The organism is Desulfitobacterium elongatum (assembly GCF_055378975.1).
Genome location: NZ_AP038772.1, coordinates 3,371,780 through 3,394,106 on the forward strand (window position 1 = coordinate 3,371,780; position 22,327 = coordinate 3,394,106).

Here is a 22,327-nt window from a genome sequence, read left to right on the forward strand (position 1 = left end):
TGTCAACAATTTTCTAGTTAAAACTTCTCTTAAATATTAAGCGTCCCCAGATAGAACATTTGGCTTTCGTGTAACAGCTTTATTCTTTGACTATCAAATCCATCACATCTCTTCGCATGCTTTGCGGGACTTCTTTTGTGGGTTTGCCCAAACGGACGAGCATCTGAATGGTACCTCTATCTGAAGCGTAGTCGCTGTGGATGCTGCTGTATGGCTCTTTCATCTCGGGATATTCCTCCAGAACCTGGCTGAGGGGCTGCATAACAAAGCCTAAACGCTGAGCTTCCAGTATCAATCTGCTGTAAAGCATACCGCTTTTGACCTGACTTGAACGGCTATTGTCCTTCGTAATAATCATAGCATAGACTGGTGTGTTGTCCACCGATGTCCTAGTAGACTGAATAAACATATCCGTTGCAGCTTTCCCGCTGTTCATCGAAGGAAAGAGCGTGACCAAGCCCTGCATAAGGTGCCTCATGATACCTGAAGTACCCTGCCCTTCGACAGAAAAGCCATAGCGATATTTATTTTTTTGGTACTCGTTAGAACGAAAGATGATTTCCGATTCCTTCATAACACGACTCACGCCCGCTTCGATGGTCGCCCCCTGCATTGCGTAGCCGTTTAGTTTGTCCATATTTTCCTTATCCTGAAAAATTTTTATCGACAGACCGGCGTCGGCATTGATGGCTTCCAACTGATTGATTTGCTCAGGAGTTAACTTGTTTGGCAGATATGCCGCTCTGTTTGTGTCCGGTAAAAACAGAAAATCATAAAGAGGGTCGCTTTGAGGATTCGTTTTTGTAAGCGTGATTTTTGCTACCGGTTTGGTCTTCATGCTTTCCGATAGTTTTTGTTCGTTATAGGTGCCTTCTGGAAATAATTCTATTGCAGTTTGATACCCTGATTCATCTCCTGCAATTTTGACATACTCCAAAAAGGTACCTTGAGTAATCATCATTTGCCGTGCCGGTGGATCTACCTCGTTCGTTAAGCGGTCGCTGTCGGCATATAAGTAAAATGCCATGGGATCATCCTTGTCAAGCCGAATCTTCCATGGTTGCATGTTATGTCCGTTTGCAGCTAACAGACCGTGAGCCGCAAGACGTATTCGTGGATCATCAAATTTTTGAGAATAGGTCTTTTGCCATGGTTCCAAGTACTTTGGCGACTCAAAAATCCCACTTATGATGAATAGGGATGTAAAAGCTATGATCAATAAAGCGCCAATGCATGAAAGAATAATGGTCATTGTTCTCTTCTCCGTTCTCTTGCTCATCTATGATTTTCTCCATTCTCAGTTTGTATTGACCTGATGATAAGTTGAAAAGCTGACGATACTAATTCCTCCGGTGTCGTCCTGTGATAGTTCTTAATATAGTTTTCCTTTTTTCTTGCGGTATTAAATACGCCAATCATACAAGCCCATAATACAAGCGCTGTTTTTACTACATCCAAATCACTACGGATAGATTCTTCCGCAATGCCCTTTTCTAACGCTCCAATCAAATACCCCAGTATTTCCTCTCCAAGAGAATAGCATTCTTCTCTTGATTGATCCAGAATCCCTTTTTGAAAATCAAATTCGGCATTTTCATACTCCATAATTGCAGTAAAATATTCCGGATAATCCTTACTGAATCGGTAAAGTGTCAAAGACAGCTGTCTTATTTCCTCAATCGCATTACAGGCTTTTTCTTTTTGTGAATCATCCTTCAGCATACCGATTAATAGATTGTATCCCCTTGTCATAATTTCAAAATAAATCTGCTCTTTACTATTGAAATAGACATACACTGTTCTCTTGCTGAACTCAGCCTCTTTTGCCACATCGTCCATCGTGGTATTATCGTATCCCTTTGTAAAAAATAATCTTTCCGCTGCTTCAATAATATCGTGCTTGCGGATCTCCTTTTCTTTTTCCTTGCGTTCATTTATTCCCAACAGCTATACCTCCCCAATTTCACTCTAGTGTTATAAAGTAAACCAATAGTTTACTTTATTATATGATACATTTTGCCTTATGTCGATACATAATGCTCCCATTTAACCGCTATTTGGCTGTTGTGGTAGAGTAGAGAAAGGGTTTTATATCTTTTTGCGTAAAGATAAGACCCCCTTAAAAACAAGGGGGTCGCGCTATTGATAGCTTTGAAGAGCATCGCCTCAAGAAGTACTTTTGCGACACCCCCTTTGTTTTCCTCAGTTATAACATCTTAATTTTGACCCTGAAAATAATCTGCTACAACCTGAAATGACGTGCTGCAGTCTTCGCAAATTTCCCATTCGTGTTTCTTTTCTTTTTCAGAGAATACCACCAGTAATTCATGCATGACGGTTTCTTTAACATTTTTGCAGATGTCACATTCATGAATCATATTTATCCCACCCTTTCAGTATTTAGTTCATTATATTATATACTGAATTTTCTGAATACTATGTGAAAAAATATATTTTCTTCTTAACTTAAGTCAATGAAATATGAATTTTTCTTTCACATAAATTAGAAATAGGACAATTATCACATAATGGGTTAGTTGGTCGACAATATTCCCTTCCAATAACCCAAATAGGAGTAGTAAGTTTCCCTGGAAAATCAGGATAAATTAGTTTTGCAACTTCAGTCACTTGCTCTAATGTATCACTCTTAACCAATCCAATTCTTAAGAAGACCCTTCTAATATGTATATCATAAGCAATATCAATATTATGAGCATCCTTTACATAGACGCCTTTATCTCTTACTAATAACATTGTTCCAAGAGCAGCTTTTTTCGAGCTAATACCTTTAAAAGCACATAATCGGCTAATTATTTCTTTAGCACTGTCTGTATTTGACCAAATATTAGCCCCATCTGCTTGATAATTATCTATAATATGCTTACTCGCTAAATAAAGATAATTAGCTATTCTTCCTGGATATCTATGTAAAGCTGGCTTATCTTTTATCGCCTTCTCTATTTCATACTCATATCCCTCACTACCCATCTTGTGCATATCATAATGACCTAGTCTTTTCTTTAAGTGAAATGGTAAAGACCATGCTAATTCAGCTTTTGTAGATTGATCAGATATTAATCCAAAAATAAATGCATTAGCATTGTTCACAATAAATTCTCTTGCTTCTTCTGAAATCAATGACCCAAGTAAAACACTCTGATCTAAACAAGATTCTTCATAGTAAGCTAACAATTTTTCACTTAACTCATATTTTCTTAAGTATGTTGATTCCATAGTTTTAAATATGTCCTCCATCTTTTTGCTCCAGTTGAGTGAGTGCTTAATTATTATTCCTATATTAATGAACACTTGAATCTGCCCAAGTTTGTATTTTAATTATAGGGGACGGCAGGCTGTGTGGAAATGGGTTTTATATTCCATTTTCACACAGCCTGCCGTCCCCCCTGCACCACGGATTGTTCTATGACGAACGGGATAAAACCTTCCAAGTTATCGACTAAGACAACTTAGAGGATATTTATAATTTTTCAAAAGTATTCTTCAATAACAATGCATCTTTCTCTACCAGTGGTCCCTCTACAATTATACATCCTTTAACGTTATAATCTTTTATGGCTTTTAAACACTCTGAATAGTTGAAATCACTTTCTAATAAGGGAAGATGGTTTTTCTCGCCTTTTTCATTGTAGTTTATTCCACCCATGTGGATATGCAAATCATCTAGAGCAGACCTACCCAGCTCATCCAGCACATATTGCAGTATTTTTGCAAAATCATCATAGCCTTTTAAACAGCCATTCTGTCTTGCATGTATATGAGAAAAGTCAATACATAACTTGCAGGAACTTACTTCTTTACAGAGAGAAACTAATTCCTCAAGTGTCCCAAACTGGGTTCTTTTTCCCGTAGTCTCAAGCCTATAATCTATTTCTTTATATGGAAGCTTTAACAAGTTTTCTTTTATAGTATTATAAGCCTCCTCATTTGAGTCCTTTAAATAAAAACCTGGATGAAATATTAAACTTTTCCCCTTAACCTTTGATAATCCTTCCATTGCATTTGTTATTCTTTCCATTGACTGTTCTTGCTTTTCATATTCATCTGCATTTAGATTTATATAATGTGATCCATGAGCCGACAGATAAAAATCATTGTCTAGCTTAGTTTTTAATATCATATGCTTATTTTTATCCGTCACATTGACACTTCTCACAAAAAGAAGTTCCATTGCATCAAGCCCTATTGATTTTATATAGTCAATGCCAGAAGCATAGTTAATTTTTTTTAATCCACTGCCTATTGGTAAGCCTGATATCCCAAATAATAGTTTATTCATATTTTTTCCTTACACTTTTAAACAGTAATAATAAATACAAAGCGTTCCAACTCTCCTGATTTAATATTATCATTAAATTCCTTCATAGCTATTCATATTTATTTTAGCAGGATTTCAAAAATCTTTTTTATGCTCTCTCTCGAGGGTCACCTTAAATCACATATATAGCAAAATGCTGCGAGTAGGTAGTTCATTCATAGCTGTCCAACATTACTCTTCATCTTTTTTAAATCCTATCAGTCACTCTATCAAAATCTGATTGAAAGAGCTTGTCCTGAATAATGTTTCTCAACAAACTTATAGTCCAACCTGCCATCTTTTTTTTGAATAACATATGGTACAAATTTAACACGTTTCATCTTATTGTCATTGGTTAGTCCACCTTCTGTAACAACTTTCCTCTACTGTAAACCTAATATTAGTACAGCTACTTTTTTTCAGTAAGATAATAAAGAAATGCAAGAACCGGCATACTTAATCCTATCATAGACGCTGCTGCCCAATTCCCATGGGCATATGACCATCCTCCTAAAGCAGATCCAATTGCACCTCCAGCAAAGAAAACTGCCATGAATACTCCATTTACCCGTCCGCGTATTTCATCGCCTAATGCATAAATTGCCTGCTGACCAAGAACAAGATTTCCCGAAACAGCCATATCCAAGAGAATTGCAGCCGTACAAAATATTATAAGTGATATTGTTTGGTTATTTTGTAAAACATGAGTTATCGCAAATGAGGAAGCTGCGGTTACAAAAGCGATCCCCGTGAGTTTCCTGGTCCAGCCCCTGTCTGCCAGCCTTCCTGCAATTGGCGCCGCAACAGCACCTGCAACACCTACAAAAGCAAATACTGCAATTTCTTTCTGCGTCAGATGAAAATGATGTGCCAGCCATAAGGGAACAACAGTCCAAAATAAGCTAAAGCTGCCAAATAAAGCTGCTTGGTACAGCGATCTCCTACGCAAAACAGGGGTTGTTTGAAAAATGAACCACAACGATTTTATGATAGCACGGTAACTGTCTTTCGGCGGCGGATTCCTTTTCGGGAGCAGACAGCTTAATAGGATTGTGAGTATTCCCATAATGACTGCGGACATTAAAAACACTGCCTGCCATCCCCAAATACCGGTAATGAGGCTTGCTATTGGCCTTGCGAGCATAATCCCTAAAAGAAGACCGCTCATTACATTTCCAACAATTCTGCCTCTTTGTTTTGCAGGTGCCAGATGTGCAGCAAAGGGCACCAATATTTGAGCTGCCACAGAGCCCAATCCGATCAGTGCTGCGGCAACGAAAAATATATGTGAATTTTTCGCCATTGCTGCTGTAATCAGACCTAAAATAGCAATGGCCAATATGGATACAACCAAGCGCCTATTCTCCAGCAAATCACTTAAGGGAACAAGAAACAAAAGACCTGCCACATAGCCTAGCTGTGTCATGGTCACAATTAATCCGGATGCGCCGGAAGAAATTCCTGTCGTTACACCAATAGGGCCCACTAAGGGCTGTGCATAATATAGATTTGCCACAATCAAGCCACATGCACCTGCAAGTAAAAATATAAGCCATCGGGAAAGCTTTTTTTCTTCAGACAATTCGGTTTTCATATAATACCCTCCACTCTTATTCTAAATAATTTAAATACTAAACGTTTAGTTTATATTTATATAATAAACGCAGCGTCTAGTTTCGTCAATTCTTTCTTTTAAAAAAATAATATTATATAATATACGTATAGTTTTTATAGTACTTTCTGAAATAAATAATAAGGAGAATTCAATGGATAAAAAGATAGGACGTCCTCGTAGTGAAGAAACAAAAAAAGCCATTCTCACAGCTTCTTACGAGCTATTGCTTGAGAATGGCTTTAATGCCGTAACCGTTGAAGGTATTGCCGAGAGAGCCGGGGTAAGTAAAGCAACAATTTATAAATGGTGGCCTAACAAGGCAGCTGTGGTTTTAGACGGTTTTTTTGCAGCCACGGAATCAATGCTCCAGGTACCGGATACCGGTTCAGCAAGAGAAGATCTTTTCATTCAAGTAAATAATCTGGCATCTTTTATTACCAGTCCTAAGGGGAAGGTAATTACGGAGCTTATTGCAGAAGGTCAATTTGATAAAAATATTGCTGAAGAATATCGAATCAGGTATTTCAATCCCCGCCGTCTCATTTCACGGCATATCATTGAGCGTGGCATTCTAAGAGGGGAATTAAAAAAAGATCTGGACGTAGAGCTAAGTATTGATCTGATTTTTGCCCCTCTTTTCTATCGGTTATTAATAACAGGAGAAACTGTAGATTCCGCTTTTGTAAAAAATCTGATATTCTATGCCCTTATGGGGTTAAGTACGGAAGCATAATCTCTGCTTGTAACGATGAATAAATATAAATGGCTTTGTTTGATCGGTAAACAATCATTCGATATAGCTTTCCTGCTGCAACAATTTTTCCGTATCATTCCACAACTGCTTTTGCATATGGATATCCCCTCCAGGTAGCGGCAAGGTCCAGCGCCAGCTACGGGTAAAACTGGCAAGAGCCGTTTTAGCCGCTACATAGCTGGTGGGGTTATGCCCAATCCTATCCAGTAAGTCCTAAGACCCTGGCGGATATCCGCAAGGCCACCAAGCTGCCATTCATCTTAAAAGGCGTACTCAGTGAGCAGGACGCACAAAAAGCCTTAGACGTCGGCGCTGCAGCGATTGTAGTTTCTCATCATGGCAGGACTCAAATTTGATATGTCTTAACGACTTAGTTCAGAAGTAGATAAGTCTGCTTAAGAAGCCCTCTCGTCTCAAAAACGAGAGGGCTTCTTTATTTTCTCATTTATTCGTTTAATGCCGTGAATCTATAGGTCTCAACGAAATTATTTCACTGAAACATACTTGTTATCTTCTATATAAAATCTCCAAAGATAGTCCTTGGCTTCCCCGGCATAATCAATTCCTACCCGTTTAGCAGATACTATGCTGAAATTTTCATCTTCTCCTTCTTCCACATATAGCTTACTACCGCACAAATCTTCTCCATTTAAACTTCTATCAATCAATAAGGCCTTGCATAATTTCCCCGGTCCATTAGTTAAGCTAATTATTTGGCTCCTGCTTAACTGATTATATGGCTTTTTAAATCTATTTTGAGCCATATAATCAAATCCTCCTACTGGCTCAACTGCCCTGATCAAAACAGCCTGAGGATTTCCTTCTTCCCTGGTAACTATATTAAAGCAAGAGTACATACCGTAAACAAGAAATACATAAGAAAATCCCGGCCCTCCATACATAACCTCCACCCTTGGCGTTCTTTTTCCGCCATAGGAATGCGCAGCTCTATCTTCGATACCCATATAGGCTTCTGACTCCACGATTTTAGCAGAAATTTTTTGCCCGTCTATTTCGTGTACGAGCACCTTACCTAAGAGTTCTTTGGCGACGATCAATGAATCTCGGTTATAAAATTCCCTGTCTAATGTTTTCATTTTATAAAGATCCCTTTCCTAATCAATATAAAAAGTAAAACTTAATTGCTTACTTATCATTTTCTTTTTTAATCAGTTCTTCCATCTGCTGTTTTGCTTCCGGTGACAATGCATCGATCAGATAATTACGGTCTTTTCCCTGGCTTTCCTGATATTCCTGCTTTATTCTTTCATTGGCCCCGACGATCTCAGTCCTCAGTTCTCTGGCGGACAATAAGGAACATCCTGCTCCCCTGATAATAAGCTGCTGTAAACCGTCTGACGTTGCAACGGTGATATTATATTTTTTCTGATTGTCATGGGCAAATCGTTCAATATACTGGTCCGCCGTTTGTGCCTCCCGGGTATAGACCACATGGATATTATGATAGTCGAGGACTTCCTCAAGATGCCCCGGAACAAGGTAAGCATCAAACACAATGATAATCTGACATTTTCGGATTCCCTGATAATTGCTGAGTAAATCAAGCAATTTCATTCTGGCTCCGTCCATATTCCCATCTACAAGCTCTTTCAGTTCAGGCCAGGCATGGATAATATTATAGCCATCCACCAGGAGATACTCTTCTTGTGTTTCCTTTGGTCTGCTGACATGGGCAACAGATTCATAATAACTTTCACGGGCTGTTTTGCGTCTTTTCCAGGCCGACTTCTTCCCTTGGTTCGCATAGAAGGTGTTATTGATAATTTCGTCAATCTCCTCTAAATCGATCCACCGCTCTTCTGTGGCTGAGGTCTGATGGCGGACTGCTTCTCCCGCTAAATCGGCTTTTTTCTGAAAATAACTTTCCACATGCATGTACTCCTTGACTTGATACCAATCCACCAGAAAGCCTGCCCCATGGGCGCAAAACACAGAGCCTGTGGGATTTTCAAGGTCTCTTTCCGAATCATATCCGATACGTTCGATGACCTCTGACTCATTATGGCATGGCTCGTACCCTTTCAGGCTGCAAAACAGCCTGCCAAGTCCTTTGGTATAGGCAACGACCTCCTTCTGATAATTCCGCATGGTAATAACGGGGGCGCTCCCCACCAAAACCGCTGTCCCGCCATTGGTCTGGGATATTGCGCAGACACCGTGCATTTGCTCAATGTCCGTCATCGCTCGTCCAACCATTTTCTCAGGCAGTTCCAGTTGAAAGGCATAATAAGGCTCCAATACGATAGATTCCGCCTCCATCAAGCCCTGGCGCACTGCACGGTAGGTAGCCTCTCGGAAGTCACCGCCGTCGGTATGCTTATTATGAGCACGCCCTGAGACTAACGTGATTTTCAGATCGGTAATCACTGACCCGGTGAGAACGCCTTTATGGACTTTTTCTTCCAAATGGGTTAAAACAAGTCTTTGCCAGCTTTTCCCAAGCACATCTTCACTGCATTCCACCCCAAACTGCAGACCGCTTCCCGGTTCACTCGGCTCCAACAACAGGTGGACCTCCGCATAATGACGCAAGGGCTCAAAGTGCCCTACTCCTTCTACCGTATTAGCAATGGTCTCTTTGTAGACGACCCTTCCGGCATCAAAGGCCACCTCAACCCCAAAACGGCTTTGGATAAGGCTCTGGAGAATTTCAATCTGCACCTCGCCCATGATCTGGGCCTGAATTTCCTGCAGCTGTTCATCCCAGACAATATGAAGTTCCGGCTCCTCCTCTTCAATCTGACGGAGCTTGGGAATTATCACCCTTGGATCGCAGCCCTCCGGCAGGATAATCTGGTAGGACAGCACGGGTTCCAGTACAGGTGCTTCGGAAGCTTCCTCGATCCCTAAGCCTTCTCCCGGCCTGGTTTGGCTGAGGCCTGTGACCGCGCATACAGAACCGGCCTCCAGCTCGCTCACTGCCTCGAATTTCGATCCGGAATATAGACGAATCTGATTGACCTTCTCTTCCCAGACGCCATTCGTCAAGACATCTTTGACTTTAAGTTTGCCCCCGGTAAGCTTCAAGTGGGTGAGACGGTATCCCTGCTCGTCTCTTGATATTTTAAATATCTTAGCCCCGAACTCCTCAGGATAGCACGGTATCATGGCGTACTTCACAATACCCTCCATAAACCGTTCAACGCCCTCCAATTTTAAAGCGGAACCGAAAAAACACGGAAATAAGCTGCGCTCCCTGACCGCTTTTTTAATCTGCGTAGTTTCAATCTGTCCTGTTTCCAGAAAGGCTTCCATCATGAGTTCATCACACATGGCCAGTTGGTCGTAAAAACTGTCCGTCTCTACTTGCCCAAATTCAATGCATCCGTCGTCCAGCTGATTCTTTAGTTCTTTTATTAACTTGTCCTTATCCGTCCCTATCTGATCCATCTTATTGACGAATAAAAAAACAGGGATTTGATACATATCAAGGAGCTGCCATAAGGTTTGGGTATGCCCCTGCACCCCATCCGCACCGCTGATCACTAAAATGGCATAATCCAGCACCTGAAGGGTTCTCTCCATTTCAGCCGAAAAATCCACATGCCCCGGGGTATCCAGTAAGGTAATCTGAGTCTCCCCGATTTCAAATATGGCCTGCTTGGAGAAAATGGTGATGCCTCTGGCTCTTTCCAGCTCATAGGTATCTAAATAAGCATCCTTATTATCCACCCTGCCCAGTTTACCAATTTTACCGCTCAGATAAAGCATACCCTCTGATAAGGTGGTCTTGCCCGCATCCACATGCGCCAATATGCCAATGACTAATTTTTTCGTCATCTATTTCAAATCCTTCTGTTTGTCTGTTTCGAAAAAACGCAGCCTGTCAGGCCGGTATATTCGTATATCGATTCTTTCCTTATTATGATACCAGTAATCAAAAAGAAATTAAAAGGTAAGTTAGAATGAAAATACTCTTTCATTCTAACTTACCCAGTAAATCTACTTTGTTCGCTAGATTCATCTTGTATATATTATCATTATTGCCATCGTTGTGATTGCCGGATATTTATTTCTGAGCAATCAGTTTTAGTTTTTCCTCACGAATCGGCAGATTCACCAGTGCAGCCAAAGCTGCGAGTATTATATCCGCGTACCACATCCATTGGTAGTTCCCCAGATTTTCAATAGCCAGGCCTCCCAGCCAAGCTCCCAGAAAAGCGCCGATTTGGTGGCTGATTAATGTCAGGCCAAAAAGAGTGGCCAGATATTTGGTGCCGAAAAGTTTGCCGATTAAGCCTGAGGTCGGCGGCACTGTCGCCAGCCAGGTAAATCCTAACGAAGCGGAAAATATATAAAAAGTCAGCACGGTTTTCGGCGCGAGCAGAAAAAGCGCTATCATCACACTGCGGCTGCCGTACATGAAGGCAAGGATATATTTCATCCGGAATCTCGTACCCAGATGCCCTGCCAAGATACTCCCAGCGATATTGAATAAACCGATAATCGCCAGCGAGGAAGACGAGACCATTCCCGAATGCCCCGCCAAATGTACTTCGCCCGGCAAATGAGTTGTCAAAAAAGCAACATGAAAACCGCAGGTAAAAAATCCGGCATGTAAACATATGTAACTGCGGTCGCGCATGGCCTGGCGAACTTGCTGCAGAAGTCCTCCGGATTTATCTCCGACAGGATTGGCTTGAACTGCCTTCGAATCCTTACGGAAAATGGTCGCAACGGGAATTGCCAACAAGGATGTCACTGCCATGGTAAGCATTGCGGAAACCCAACCAAATCCGTTGATGACGGCCTGCAAGAATGGCGCGAAGATAAACTGCCCAAATGATCCACCGGCATTGATAAACCCGCTGGCGAAGGAACGTTTCTCCGGGGGTATCAGGCGGGAAGTACCGCCAATCAGGATGGAAAATGCTCCAGCACCTGCTCCTGCCGAGGTTAATATGCCCAGGGTCATGGTCAGTGCCCATTCGGACTTTACTAATGGAGTTATGGCTAATCCGGTCGCGAGAATAATGGTTCCGGCTACAAGCACTCCAAACGCGCCCTTCTTATCTGCAAGCGCGCCGAAAATCGGTTGAGCCAGACCCCAAACGAATTGCCCCACAGCCAAAGCTAAGCTAATCGAAGCAATACTCAGTCCCGTACTTTCATGAAGGGGTAAAATAAAAAGTCCCGTGGATTGCCTGGCGCCCATCGTGATTGCCAGGATTGCCGCCGCACTTAGCATAATTATCCACGCCGACCTGGTAGAACTCGTATTCATCTGTTTTCTCCTTTTATCTCGTTACGGAACAATGGATTCTATCTTTTGCATCACTCTTCCCCAAACCAGGCTTTCCTCTTCCGATAAAAGTTCGTTCAGGTATTGCTGGGCCTCCTTCCAATAGGGAATTGCGGACTCCAAAGCGTTCAGCCCTCTATCTGTCAAACGAACCAGCCGGGCTGTTGACGCCTTCCCGGCCTCAACGCTCACCAGCCCCATGTTTTCCAAAGGTTTAAGATTTCTGATAAGAGTCGTACGTTCCAGACGGACAGCCTGAGATAACTCCTTCATGGTAAGCGGGCCAAGGCGTCTCAGGTGGTTTAACAACGAATATTGCGTTATTTTCAATCCACTCGGTTCCAGCTGATTATCGTAAAATTGGGTAACTGCCCTGGATGCGCGCCGTATGTTCGTACAATGGCACAGGCTTGGTTGCTTAGAAAAAGTCTTTATTTCCATAAAAACCTCCTGTCTTTGTCCTTATAAGAATCCATGGTGATATATGTGTATATACACTACATGGGTTGTATGCTAACATTTTATATTCGATTTGTCAATCTATAGGTGCCCCAGTAGTTTCTCTACATCCGGACAAAGCCAACCGCAATAAAAATTTTTGCCCCACACCAGGTGTTTTTGGGGTGAAAGCGTGTCCGTATTGACTGGTGAAATATTGTACTAAAACAGGTAAGGGTATTTTATATTTTCATGATCCACTGAATGGTCCGCCTTTTCAGGCCTGCTAAATAATGAGGGCCTCTACAGACCAGAGACCCTCATCAAGATGTATGGCATGGAGTACAGGTAATTTCAACTTACTGTAATGAAAGCGGACGGTTTTCTACGTTTGACCGCTGTGATGGTTATGGCTGTCCTTCCCGATGATGCTGCATTTATTTGTTAAAGATACATTGTGTTTCAACACCAAAGCACTTCGTACACGAAATACATTTAGCAGGCGTCCTGTCACCGCTGGCCCAACGGTTAATCAGCTCCGGTTCCCGTATAAAAGGCCTGCTCAGCGAAATAAATTCAATTTTTGTTTGATTAACAATATCTGTTAATCTGTTTAAATCACGATTTCCACCTACTACTATGACCGGTATATCGATTTCTTCTGCAATTGCTGCTGCATATTGCCTGAAATATGATTCCGTTTCTGAAGTGACCTTTCTGATTGTTCCTTCATTAGCCCTGGATGATACGGTTCCGCCGCTGATTTCAACAGCACTCAAGCTTGCTTCTTTCAGCATTTTGCACACATGCTTACATTCTTCGAAAGTCAATCCCTGATCCATAAAGTCATCACAGTTTATTTTAGCCAAAACAGGATAATCCGGGCCAACGGCCTCTCTGATACTGCGGCAGATTTCCAAAATTACTCTCGCTCTGTTTTCTGTACTGCCGCCATATTCATCGGTTCTTCTGTTGTAATATGGGGTCAGGAACCGGCTCAGTAAATATCCATGTGCAACGTGAAGCTGTACACCATCAAAGCCGGCTTTCTTTGCTCTTACGGCTCCGTTGGTAAAGGCCGACTTCATAGTCTCAATATCCTCTTTGGACATCTCCTGCGGCACAGTTTTGAACACTAAATCCTCAACCGCACTTGGCCCCCATAATACTCCATCATTTTTGCTGCTGTTTTGAACACCGTTGCAAACAAGTTGAACAATGATATTTACATCGTACTTATGAACTGTATCCGTTAATGTTTGGTATTCCTCAATAAAAGAATCATTGTAAATTGCCATTTGACCCGGAACGATTTTTTCTAAATCAGTTACATTTGTCAGTCCGGTTATAATGGTGCCGACCCCGCCTTTCGCAAGATCTTCATAATGATGAATCAGCTTTTCTGACACATGCCCTAACGCATCCGCCCTCCCGTCATGGGTCGCCGAACGCACAAATCTGTTTTTCATCTTCATCCCTGATAATTGTGTTTGATCAAATAATGTTTTCATTTAAACTCTCTCCTAATAATTCATATTTGGTTCCAATGATTCTTTGTCTTTTAACAGGATTTACAAAGTACAAAAGTTTGCCTTTGGGAACGAACGTTCTAATTGATGTAAAAAAATTAATTGCATAACAGATTCAAGAAAAAATCCGCTATGCGATGCATTTTTTCTTTGCTCGCTGAGGTTCTTATTAGTACACGTATTCCAAGCAAAGTATTATGCAAAATTTCTGCCAAAACTTCCGCATCATAATCACAGGAAAATTCACCTGTTTGCTGTCCTTCACGAATAATTTCCGCAAGAAAATGCTCAGCTTGCATAAATGCTTCTTCCGTCTTTTCTTCTACCTCTTTATCTCGTGGAGCCATCTCAGTTGCTGCATTAACAAAAAGGCAACCCCAACGTCTATCCTCATTTCCCTCGATTATATAGTCAAAGATAGACTGTATTGCTTGGTTCGCCGTTTTTGCACGTAAAGTTTCAGATTTTAGTTTGCCTGTACTATATTCTCCGTAGCGATCGATCGCTTTTAAATATAATGCATGCTTATCACCGAAGGTATCATATAAACTTCTACGATGGATTCCCATATGCTCTACCAGGTCACTCATAGATGTCTTTTCATATCCTTGTTCCCAAAATAATTCCATGGCTTTCTGTAGAACTATATCTTCCTCAAATTCTTTGCTTCGTCCCATTGCCTTACCTCCTGTAAATAGGATAATAACATTTTGAGAACGATCAGTCAAGAATTATTCATTTGGTATTCATATTCAAAAAGCCATAGAAATCCATTATTTATAAATACTAATCTCGATTTCTATACTGCGATGCAGTCGCAGCAAGTCACCATATAACCTTCTTGCTCTAAAGCGTAACTTAAACCTGATGCAATCATTATGTCATCATCTACAAGCAGGATAGACATTTTTATGCCTCACCTCGCAATTAAAGAATATGTCATTTTTTATCCCCTCAAGGGTCACACGGGCTGCTTATCCGCCCGAAAGCCTTGTATATCAACGTTTTAGCCCCGCTCAATCCTTACCACACATTCTGTATGCCTTGAGGATACAGAAAAGATGCTGGGCAAAGCTAATATCCCCTTGGCTGGTTATGTTTCTAAAAAACTGTCTGTATTCGCAGTATTGTGCTATTTTCGCAGACTCGTTTTACTACAGAAGGTCAATCCAATATATTTCTGTTATTGTTTCGCTTTCTTCATCAAAACCTTCTCCTGATAAAATGCCTCCGTTCTTTATCGCGACCTTTGCAGAGGCTCTATTGCTTTTATCACATGAAATCATGACCTTTTGAATTTGCAGTGCTTGCGCTTGAAGCAATACAAGCGCAAGTTGCTGTGTCCCATAACCTTTGCCCCTTTCTGACGGGCATATTCCGTAACCGATATTTCCTCCGTCTTTCTTTAGTTCTTCTGTTAAATGATGACGCAATTGAATAGAACCTATGATTTTATTGTCTTCTTTACGTATTGTGAAATATGTCGTGGCAGGCGTATCTTCCTGCGAAGCTTCCTTGCATTTTTCAAGCTCAATTTTCCTTAACCATTCATCATAATCTTGATAGTGAATAAATCCACTGCTACCATTTATTTGTTTTTCTCCATGGGATATATAGTCTTGTCTGTATGCCATAGCTTGCTTCTCATATTTCTTTGATACTTCAACTAATAATAAGTCGCACATAATATTCCTTTCACCTACATTTCTTCATTTATCAAGCTTTGAGCCACGTTCAAGCAAGCAAACCGTTTCTGTATGCCTTGAGGATACAAAAAAGATGCCGCTGGAAGCTAGTGGGGCCTTGGCGAAATGTTTTTTAATTTCAAACGTTTAAGTGTAAAAGTTAAACGGGGCTTATTATCCCGCCATCTGGATGCCGTGGACTTACTCCGGCGCTTAGAAGCGGAAATTTGGTTATTATCTTGGCCTCCTTCCTAGCTTTCATCTTTTATTTAATTCCCCAGGAGGAAGACAACATCTTCTCCATTATAGGATTTCTACATACCCTTCTGTTCCATGCACACGAATTCGTTGCCCATCTTTGATCAGCTTGGTAGCATTTTCTACTCCGACAACTGCTGGTAAGCCATATTCACGTGCGATAACTGCTCCGTGGGTCATCAGTCCGCCAACTTCGGTGACTAAGCCTTTTATGGATACAAACAATGGTGTCCAGCTAGGGTCAGTAAAGGAGGTGACTAATATATCTCCATCTTCTAGATCAGCATCATCCATGTTTAAGATGACACGTGCTCGCCCCTCTATAACTCCGGAAGAAACAGGTAGACCTACAATAGCTTCGGCTGGGATATTTTCTCGTTTGTACTCACCTGCAATGATTTCACCATCAGACGTGATAACACGTGGCGGAGTTAGTTTTTCATATAATTTGTACTCGTCTTTTCGTTTGCTGATGATCTGGTAATCCAGTTTATTTGTGCGTACGACTTCGTGAAGTTCTTCGAAAGTGAGATAGTATATATCTTCTTTTTCATGTATAACGCCCACTTGTACGAGTTGTTCGGCTTCTTTCAGTAAAGCCTGCTTATAAACGAAGTAGCGATTAATCATGCCGTATTTTGGATATTCACGATATCCGATGAAATTCCGGATTAGGTCGATCATTCGTTTTGTTTCTTTGGCTTTTTGTTCTCCATCCGGTAATTGCTTCAATCGATCTAATAACTCTTGTTCTTTTTTCAAAGCTTCCTGTCGCCCTTGCTCAAATTTCCGCTTGCTAGCATTAGGCTCAAAGTTTTTGATGTTACTAAGAATCATGGAGACAAGGGTAATTGGTTTTTCGCTCCAACGGGTTTTAGTTATATCGATTTCTCCGGCACATCGCATTCCGTACTTGTTAAGATAAGCATAGATAGCGTCTTGGGCAACTTGCCCACCATCAAACTTAACCAGTTCCTCCAAAAAGTTGCCTTTTACATGGTGTAAATAATCAATGACTTCTGGATAAGGACGAATCACATCTGCCACATCCAATAGGGCCAGACCCATTTCCGAAGTAATATTGTTTGGTACAGATTGAGAAAGGATGTCTGCTACGTTTTTTTCACCTAACCACATGTTCATTTTTTCATTGATCCATGCTGAAGCATTTATAGCAGCCATAAAGACAGCATGACTTTGTGGGTCAAATAAAATCTTCTTTAACTCCTGGATATCTTCTAGTATAAAATCAAATAAATCTGTTCCTGACTTCGTTTGGATGCTTTGCTTTAACGTTTCTATAGATGTTTGACTATTTTTAATCAAATCGGAAACGATTGCAGGATCGTTTTCGATTTGTGCTTGAAAACTCTCAGACGACATATCTTTCCTACTTTTACCGGGACTCTGTTCTTTCTTGTCATTTGGCAATAATTTTATAAAATCTCGCTCTATTATGGTCATGAGTGCGTCTTTCATTAGCGGATCGTGTTGTCCCATGTTATTTAATAACATTTTTCTGCTGTCATGTGAAGCCAGCATAGGTGTAACATCAACAAACAACCTTCCACCGGCTTTCCGCATGGGTGCAGGAGTAATTAACAGGTGAAAAGACAATCCCAAGGGTTTAATAGGGTCGGTCATCATTTGTTGATGACCGACAGATACATAAACGTGATTTTCTTGATCCTTGGCTTCAGGGATGGGGAAAAGAGTAGTGATTGGCCGACTCTGGACAATATAAAATGTATCATCAACCAAACACCATTCGATGTCCTGGGGGCGGCCGAAATGTTCTTCGATCTTTCTGCCCATGTGCTCAAGCTGCAAAATCTGCTCATCCGTCAGCGCTTGCTTGTTCTTCCGCTCAGGCTCAATCTCCTGTTCTTTCGTACCGCCATCTTTTACGGCATAAATAGCCTGCTTTTTGGTGGATATCTTCTTATCGATAACCTTGCCGTTACGCACTTTATAGATATCAGCATTCACCAGGCCGGAGACCAAGGCCTCACCAAGTCCGAAGCTGGCATCAATGGATAACACCTTCCTATTAGAAGTGACGGGATCGGCAGTAAACAAAATTCCTGCCGCCTGCGGGAAGACCATCTTCTGAACAACCACAGACAGGTGGACTTTTCGGTGGTCGAAGCCGTTTTGAAGGCGGTAAGTTACTGCCCTCTCGGTAAATAGCGATGCCCAGCACTTGCTGATATGCCTTAGGATTGCCTCCTTTCCGATAATGTTCAGATACGTATCTTGCTGGCCTGCAAAGGAGGCCGTCGGTAAATCCTCTGCAGTTGCGCTGGATCGTACTGCATAGGCATTCTTTTCTCCAAGCCTGGAGAGGAAGCGGGTGATCTCTTCATTAATGTCTTCAGGGATGGCTATCCCTTCGATGACCCTGCGAATCTCACCGCTAAGTTCACCGATTTTATCCCGGTCTTCTACCTTTAGAAGCGATAACTGATTAAGTAATTCGTTAATCGACGACGTTTCCCCAATGATTCTTTTAAAGGCTTCAGTAGAAATACAAAAGCCATCTGGTACGCGTATTCCTTCAATCCTGGAAATTTCCCCCAGGTTCGCGCCTTTACCCCCAACAACCATGAGTTTTGTTTTGTCAATATACTGAAAACCAAGTACATAGGAACTCATACGTTTCCCTCCTTTGGCAATTCCTTCTTTGATAATTTTGATGACATCCTTCAGGCTAAACGATTTTTGGAGTATTGTACTAGCCTATAATGTGCCTTTTACATATATTCCATATACCCCTCCAACAAATCGCATTAACGTGCTATTGCATTATAGCAGTAGCAAATGGGAAGAAATAGTCTACGTTTACAATTTTTTGTATGTTATAATTAAAGTAGGAAGAGTTCAATTTTCAAATAGAAACCATTTGATTGCTGTTACGGTAGTCACAGAACCACATAAGCCTAAACCAGCTCCTGCAAGCAGTCCATATGTAATCAACATCATCGATGATGTTGTTGCAACGCTCACAAATGGGAAACCGCACCTCTTGGTAAATCTAAAGCAACTATTGAAATTACCATGAAAAGCCAGTATCATACACTTAGTAAAGGTTTATCTATGTGACCTCATGAACAAACGAGCGATTATTGTTTACAATTTGTTTATGATTTGTTTGAAATAGTGCTTTATTTCTCGAACAACGTCCTCGATTTCTTTAGTTCCTGAGCCTTGCATCAATCTGTTTTTGCCCTTTAAGAAAAGAGTAGGAGCTGATCTGATTGAAGACAGACAGTAATGCTGAGAAATTAATCAAAGATGCATTTCTCGCTTTGTGCTGCGAAAGGGGAATTGCCCGCATCTCCGTTTCGGACCTATCCCGAAAAGCCAATATCAGCCGAGGCAGCTTTTATTTGCGTTATGAGAATCTAAACAGCCTGGTAAAAGAGATAGAGGATGAATTGCTTGGAGACTTGGAGCAGCTTTCGTCATCGCATACCTACTTGGCTGGAACGGACAAATATCTGTGGTATCGGTCATCGGTAAAGTCCCAATTTTGCAGGGTCAAGGATAATCTCCCCTGGTTCAGCATCCTCCTCAATCCCAAAGGTGACCCTGCTTTCAGCAGCAAGGTGCAGCGCTTTATCTGGATGGATGCTGTCAAAAAACATAATGTTATGGGTTTTCCATGGGACAATGCAACCCTTGAATATGCCGCCATAGGCGATTTAAGCATATTCCAGCACTGGATTAGAACAGATGCGAAGCTCGATGTTGACCGACTGGTGGATCTGATGAATTTACCGTTTTATAGAAGTCAGTACAGACATGGAAAGTAACTATACACCTCATTAAACAAGGGTTGAGACAAGTGTTGGAAGCACTTGAACTCAATCCTTTAATATTGACGTGATACAATATAATATTTGTGAAAAGATGGCATAGCGGTTTCACCCCCGCAAGTTAATGAGAAAGAGCATAGCAGAAGCGATGCTCTTTCATAAATAGTTCCTTTTAGTAAAACTTCACAAGGTGTTATTACCCTATTATTTGGCTTGTGCCAGAGCCTTCGTTACCGCTTCCTTAATGGCGCCTGAAGTTAGGCTTGCTCCGGACACTGAATCCACTTCCGCCGATTGGGACTGAACAATTAATGAGGGAAGCTTTTCAATGGCCAGGGTGCCAATCCCTTCCGTCTCTTCGTGTTCAGTCACTTTAACAGATGCGATTTTCCCATCTTTCACAACTACGGATACTTTTAAGCCCGGATGTTTTCCCGCGTCACTGGTACCTTCATAGGTACCGTCTTTATAGGTGGCTGTTGCTTTGGCGGCATTTTCAGACGGCTTCTCGGCCGAGGCCGGTGTTGTAGAGCCGCATCCCGCGGCAATAACCATAACAAGTAACAAGGTTAAAACGAGTGCAAATTTAGTTTTTTTCATTGCTAAGCTCCTTTTCCTATTAACGGTGATTTGCTTTATCTCTTAACTTGTATCCTAAAGTTTCCGGGGTGAGCGAAGTGTTATGCTTTTGTTGCATATTTAACTGCGATCTTGCCACTGTTTCTGCCCGAGTATAAGGCATAACTCTGGGAGGTAGCCGAAATGTTAAAGTCATAGGTATCGCCATGCAGACCCGAGCAATCCAAGCCTGCGGCATAAAGGCCAGGAATCCGGTCATAATTAGTGTCAAGAACTTCGAATTCAGGGGAGATCCGAATGCCGCCATGGGTGTTGGATCCGTGGATTTTCAAATCAAAGGCGTAGAAGGGGCCGCCTTCAACCCTGCGCATAAATGGCGCGTCCTTTCCTAATTCGGTATCTTTGCCCTGTTCCACCATCTTGTTATAATTGTCGATCGTGGTTTGCAACGCCGCAGGGTCAATCTTAATCTTTTTGGCCAGCTCCGCGATGGTGTCCGCTTTGAAGATGTTGGAAGGATTTTTGGCCAACTCTTTATCTAATTCCGACTGGATGTTTGTCAGCACCGACCCTCTAAAGACATAGGAACCCCACCCTACAGTGCATGGCTCTTTCATGAGCCTGTTGATTTCATTTTGGGACAGGATGGAGTACATCTTCTTCTGGTTCAACATGACGTTGCACATCTCGGCAGGCTTTTTCAATATGAAGGATTCATCCATAAAACGCACGCCATCTTGATTAATCCAGAAATACGGCTCATTGCAGGCGGCCACGCTCATATGGCTGCCGTGATTTATGCCCTCCAGAGCGGCCCAATAATACCCGATGGTGGTCGCTCCGCCGTTATCGGCACCGATCTCATAGGCCATCTTGATCCCGTCTCCCATGTGATTTGGCATGGAGTTAATATACATACGGTCGGTATCATGACCGGTCAGTTCCTTGGCCAATTCGCGATTCTGCAGAAAACCGCCGGTAGCAATAATAACGGCTTTGGCCTTGATTGGAAACTCGCCGTCCTTACCTTTCGCCAGGACACCCACGACCTTGCCGTCCTGCTTATACAGATGCATTCCCTGGGTTTCCTTCAAAAATTGGACTCCAAGCTTTTCCGCGCGCGGAACCAAGGCATTGTTGATCATCGCTTTGCCCTGGCCGACGTATAAATGTTGTGTTTGATATTTACCAAAGCCTGATACTTTTTCATGAAACTTTACGCCCATGCCCTCCAGCCATTCGATTTGCTCGACGGTGCTCAAAAGGAAATTTTTGACCAAACGACGGTCGGCGCGGTTGTGGGAATATTCCATCTTATGCTGGTACATCTCATCAAGGTCGTATTTGTATCCCATCGCTTTTTGATATTTGGTGTTGATAGCGCAGATTCCCTCCGCCGCGAGGCTGTTGCCGCCCAAAAGCGCATTGACCTCCAGAACGAGCGTTTTTGCCCCCCCACTCGCGGCTTCGATCGCAGCCGCCAGGCCAGTGCCTCCGCCGCCTACTATCACTACATCCGCCTGGTATTTTGCTCCAGACAGATCCGGGAGAGATTTGGGCGCTTCGGTTACGGGCGTTTTAGAGCTGGTTTCGACAGACTGCGCACAACCTGCAAGCCCCAATGCCGCCACACCGACGGCTCCCGCGGCCGCTCCCTTCAAAAAACCACGCCGGGAAATATTACTACTGCTCATAACTGATCTCTCCTTTTAAATTAATCGTTCAAAAGCCATGTGCAATTGATTCCTCTTCCGCTTTTTTTAGTCACCTCCTTAACAATGCTGATTTCTCTTAAGCCCCCTCTTTTGGGTCATGGTTTTGATGGAGAAACTAAATGTTAGCTGAATACATTCCGGCAACTTTGTTAGAATCGTCACTAGGACTAGTATAGCGTTTAGGATTCAATTCCAATGAACAAACTGACATCATTTGTTCATGGTATAAAGTGGAAACGGAATATAATGATATATAAAAGACATCTAATCTAAGAGAGCAAACATATAAGTAGGCTTAGAACGCCGTATTAAATAAGGGTTGAGACAAGTGCTGAAAACACTTGAACTCAACCCTTTC

General features: G+C 42.0%; 18 protein-coding genes and 1 pseudogene. 3 read left to right on the plus strand and 16 right to left on the minus strand.

Features of this window, described 5'->3' with window-relative positions:
• Positions 1 to 79: 79 nt before the first annotated feature.
• The 6 genes from ACZ42W_RS15940 to ACZ42W_RS15965 form a co-directional block, all read right to left on the minus strand.
• Entirely contained in the window at positions 80 to 1,279 is a 1,200-nt protein-coding gene (locus ACZ42W_RS15940) for an Acg family FMN-binding oxidoreductase (protein ID WP_464166265.1), read from the minus strand.
• The gene (locus ACZ42W_RS15945) at positions 1,276 to 1,944 is read right to left on the minus strand and encodes a TetR/AcrR family transcriptional regulator (RefSeq protein ID WP_464166266.1); all 669 of its coding nucleotides are present in this window, start codon (positions 1,942 to 1,944) and stop codon (positions 1,276 to 1,278) included. The genes ACZ42W_RS15940 and ACZ42W_RS15945 overlap by 4 nt, the downstream gene beginning before the upstream one ends.
• 272 nt (positions 1,945 to 2,216) lie before the next feature.
• Positions 2,217 to 2,378: a hypothetical protein gene (locus ACZ42W_RS15950; RefSeq protein WP_464166267.1), complete on the minus strand. Its 162-nt coding sequence runs from the start codon at positions 2,376 to 2,378 to the stop codon at positions 2,217 to 2,219.
• 88 nt (positions 2,379 to 2,466) lie between these two features.
• On the minus strand, positions 2,467 to 3,255 hold the full coding sequence (locus ACZ42W_RS15955; RefSeq protein ID WP_464166268.1) for an endonuclease III domain-containing protein: 789 nt from the start codon (positions 3,253 to 3,255) through the stop codon (positions 2,467 to 2,469).
• A 223-nt stretch (positions 3,256 to 3,478) separates the two neighbouring features.
• Entirely contained in the window at positions 3,479 to 4,297 is an 819-nt protein-coding gene (locus tag ACZ42W_RS15960) for a TIM barrel protein (RefSeq protein WP_464166269.1), read from the minus strand.
• Between the two features lie 427 nt (positions 4,298 to 4,724).
• Positions 4,725 to 5,909 (minus strand): MFS transporter, encoded by a 1,185-nt coding sequence (locus ACZ42W_RS15965; RefSeq protein WP_464166270.1) that lies wholly within the window; start codon positions 5,907 to 5,909, stop codon positions 4,725 to 4,727.
• 172 nt (positions 5,910 to 6,081) lie between these two features.
• Here ACZ42W_RS15965 and ACZ42W_RS15970 point away from each other — a divergent pair, with 172 nt between their 5' ends.
• Positions 6,082 to 6,663: a TetR/AcrR family transcriptional regulator gene (locus tag ACZ42W_RS15970; RefSeq protein ID WP_464166271.1), complete on the plus strand. Its 582-nt coding sequence runs from the start codon at positions 6,082 to 6,084 to the stop codon at positions 6,661 to 6,663.
• Positions 6,664 to 6,887: 224 nt separating this feature from the next.
• Positions 6,888 to 7,022 (plus strand): annotated as a pseudogene (locus ACZ42W_RS15975) (alpha-hydroxy-acid oxidizing protein); the annotation flags it as partial.
• 147 nt (positions 7,023 to 7,169) lie between these two features.
• On the opposite strand, the gene ACZ42W_RS15980 reads toward ACZ42W_RS15975, so the two are convergent.
• The 8 genes from ACZ42W_RS15980 to ppsA form a co-directional block, all read right to left on the minus strand.
• A complete protein-coding gene (locus ACZ42W_RS15980; protein WP_464166272.1) occupies positions 7,170 to 7,781 on the minus strand; it encodes a DNA-3-methyladenine glycosylase in 612 nt (203 codons plus the stop codon).
• A 49-nt stretch (positions 7,782 to 7,830) separates the two neighbouring features.
• Complete coding sequence (locus tag ACZ42W_RS15985) at positions 7,831 to 10,485, minus strand: NYN domain-containing protein (protein ID WP_464166273.1); 2,655 nt, start codon at positions 10,483 to 10,485, stop codon at positions 7,831 to 7,833.
• Positions 10,486 to 10,714: 229 nt separating this feature from the next.
• Positions 10,715 to 11,929, minus strand: coding sequence for an MFS transporter (locus ACZ42W_RS15990; protein ID WP_464166274.1), 1,215 nt, complete (start codon positions 11,927 to 11,929; stop codon positions 10,715 to 10,717).
• A gap of 21 nt (positions 11,930 to 11,950) precedes the next feature.
• Positions 11,951 to 12,388 carry a MarR family winged helix-turn-helix transcriptional regulator gene (locus tag ACZ42W_RS15995; protein ID WP_464166275.1) on the minus strand — a complete coding sequence of 146 codons (438 nt, stop codon included), beginning with the start codon at positions 12,386 to 12,388 and terminating at the stop codon, positions 11,951 to 11,953.
• Between the two features lie 434 nt (positions 12,389 to 12,822).
• Positions 12,823 to 13,896 carry an NADH:flavin oxidoreductase gene (locus tag ACZ42W_RS16000; protein ID WP_464166276.1) on the minus strand — a complete coding sequence of 358 codons (1,074 nt, stop codon included), beginning with the start codon at positions 13,894 to 13,896 and terminating at the stop codon, positions 12,823 to 12,825.
• 116 nt (positions 13,897 to 14,012) lie between these two features.
• Positions 14,013 to 14,591 (minus strand): TetR/AcrR family transcriptional regulator, encoded by a 579-nt coding sequence (locus ACZ42W_RS16005; protein WP_464166277.1) that lies wholly within the window; start codon positions 14,589 to 14,591, stop codon positions 14,013 to 14,015.
• Between the two features lie 477 nt (positions 14,592 to 15,068).
• Positions 15,069 to 15,599: a GNAT family N-acetyltransferase gene (locus ACZ42W_RS16010; RefSeq protein ID WP_464166278.1), complete on the minus strand. Its 531-nt coding sequence runs from the start codon at positions 15,597 to 15,599 to the stop codon at positions 15,069 to 15,071.
• Between the two features lie 303 nt (positions 15,600 to 15,902).
• Positions 15,903 to 18,512, minus strand: coding sequence for a phosphoenolpyruvate synthase (gene ppsA, locus ACZ42W_RS16015; RefSeq protein ID WP_464166279.1), 2,610 nt, complete (start codon positions 18,510 to 18,512; stop codon positions 15,903 to 15,905).
• Positions 18,513 to 19,114: 602 nt separating this feature from the next.
• Here ppsA and ACZ42W_RS16020 point away from each other — a divergent pair.
• A complete protein-coding gene (locus ACZ42W_RS16020; RefSeq protein ID WP_464166280.1) occupies positions 19,115 to 19,672 on the plus strand; it encodes a TetR/AcrR family transcriptional regulator in 558 nt (185 codons plus the stop codon).
• A gap of 207 nt (positions 19,673 to 19,879) precedes the next feature.
• Here ACZ42W_RS16020 and ACZ42W_RS16025 read toward each other — a convergent pair whose 3' ends face one another.
• Together ACZ42W_RS16025 and ACZ42W_RS16030 are read right to left on the minus strand one after the other, a co-directional pair.
• Positions 19,880 to 20,275 (minus strand): FMN-binding protein, encoded by a 396-nt coding sequence (locus tag ACZ42W_RS16025; RefSeq protein WP_464166281.1) that lies wholly within the window; start codon positions 20,273 to 20,275, stop codon positions 19,880 to 19,882.
• An 80-nt stretch (positions 20,276 to 20,355) separates the two neighbouring features.
• Positions 20,356 to 21,948, minus strand: a complete 1,593-nt coding sequence (locus ACZ42W_RS16030) for an FAD-dependent oxidoreductase (RefSeq protein WP_464166282.1) — start codon at positions 21,946 to 21,948, stop codon at positions 20,356 to 20,358.
• Positions 21,949 to 22,327: the final 379 nt, after the last annotated feature.

Excerpts from the sequence above, each read along its gene's own strand:
- ACZ42W_RS16025 (WP_464166281.1), bottom strand. The coding sequence starts at position 20,275 with ATGAAAAAAACTAAATTTGCACTCGTTTTAACCTTGTTACTTGTTATG.
- ACZ42W_RS15965 (WP_464166270.1), bottom strand. The coding sequence starts at position 5,909 with ATGAAAACCGAATTGTCTGAAGAAAAAAAGCTTTCCCGATGGCTTATA.
- ACZ42W_RS15960 (WP_464166269.1), bottom strand. The coding sequence starts at position 4,297 with ATGAATAAACTATTATTTGGGATATCAGGCTTACCAATAGGCAGTGGA.
- ACZ42W_RS15950 (WP_464166267.1), bottom strand. The coding sequence starts at position 2,378 with ATGATTCATGAATGTGACATCTGCAAAAATGTTAAAGAAACCGTCATG.
- ACZ42W_RS15990 (WP_464166274.1), bottom strand. The coding sequence starts at position 11,929 with ATGAATACGAGTTCTACCAGGTCGGCGTGGATAATTATGCTAAGTGCG.
- ACZ42W_RS16005 (WP_464166277.1), bottom strand. The coding sequence starts at position 14,591 with ATGGGACGAAGCAAAGAATTTGAGGAAGATATAGTTCTACAGAAAGCC.
- ACZ42W_RS15995 (WP_464166275.1), bottom strand. The coding sequence starts at position 12,388 with ATGGAAATAAAGACTTTTTCTAAGCAACCAAGCCTGTGCCATTGTACG.
- ACZ42W_RS15955 (WP_464166268.1), bottom strand. The coding sequence starts at position 3,255 with ATGGAGGACATATTTAAAACTATGGAATCAACATACTTAAGAAAATAT.
- ppsA (WP_464166279.1), bottom strand. The coding sequence starts at position 18,512 with ATGAGTTCCTATGTACTTGGTTTTCAGTATATTGACAAAACAAAACTC.
- ACZ42W_RS15985 (WP_464166273.1), bottom strand. The coding sequence starts at position 10,485 with ATGACGAAAAAATTAGTCATTGGCATATTGGCGCATGTGGATGCGGGC.
- ACZ42W_RS16030 (WP_464166282.1), bottom strand. The coding sequence starts at position 21,948 with ATGAGCAGTAGTAATATTTCCCGGCGTGGTTTTTTGAAGGGAGCGGCC.
- ACZ42W_RS15940 (WP_464166265.1), bottom strand. The coding sequence starts at position 1,279 with ATGAGCAAGAGAACGGAGAAGAGAACAATGACCATTATTCTTTCATGC.
- ACZ42W_RS16010 (WP_464166278.1), bottom strand. The coding sequence starts at position 15,599 with ATGTGCGACTTATTATTAGTTGAAGTATCAAAGAAATATGAGAAGCAA.
- ACZ42W_RS16000 (WP_464166276.1), bottom strand. The coding sequence starts at position 13,896 with ATGAAAACATTATTTGATCAAACACAATTATCAGGGATGAAGATGAAA.
- ACZ42W_RS15980 (WP_464166272.1), bottom strand. The coding sequence starts at position 7,781 with ATGAAAACATTAGACAGGGAATTTTATAACCGAGATTCATTGATCGTC.
- ACZ42W_RS15970 (WP_464166271.1), top strand. The coding sequence starts at position 6,082 with ATGGATAAAAAGATAGGACGTCCTCGTAGTGAAGAAACAAAAAAAGCC.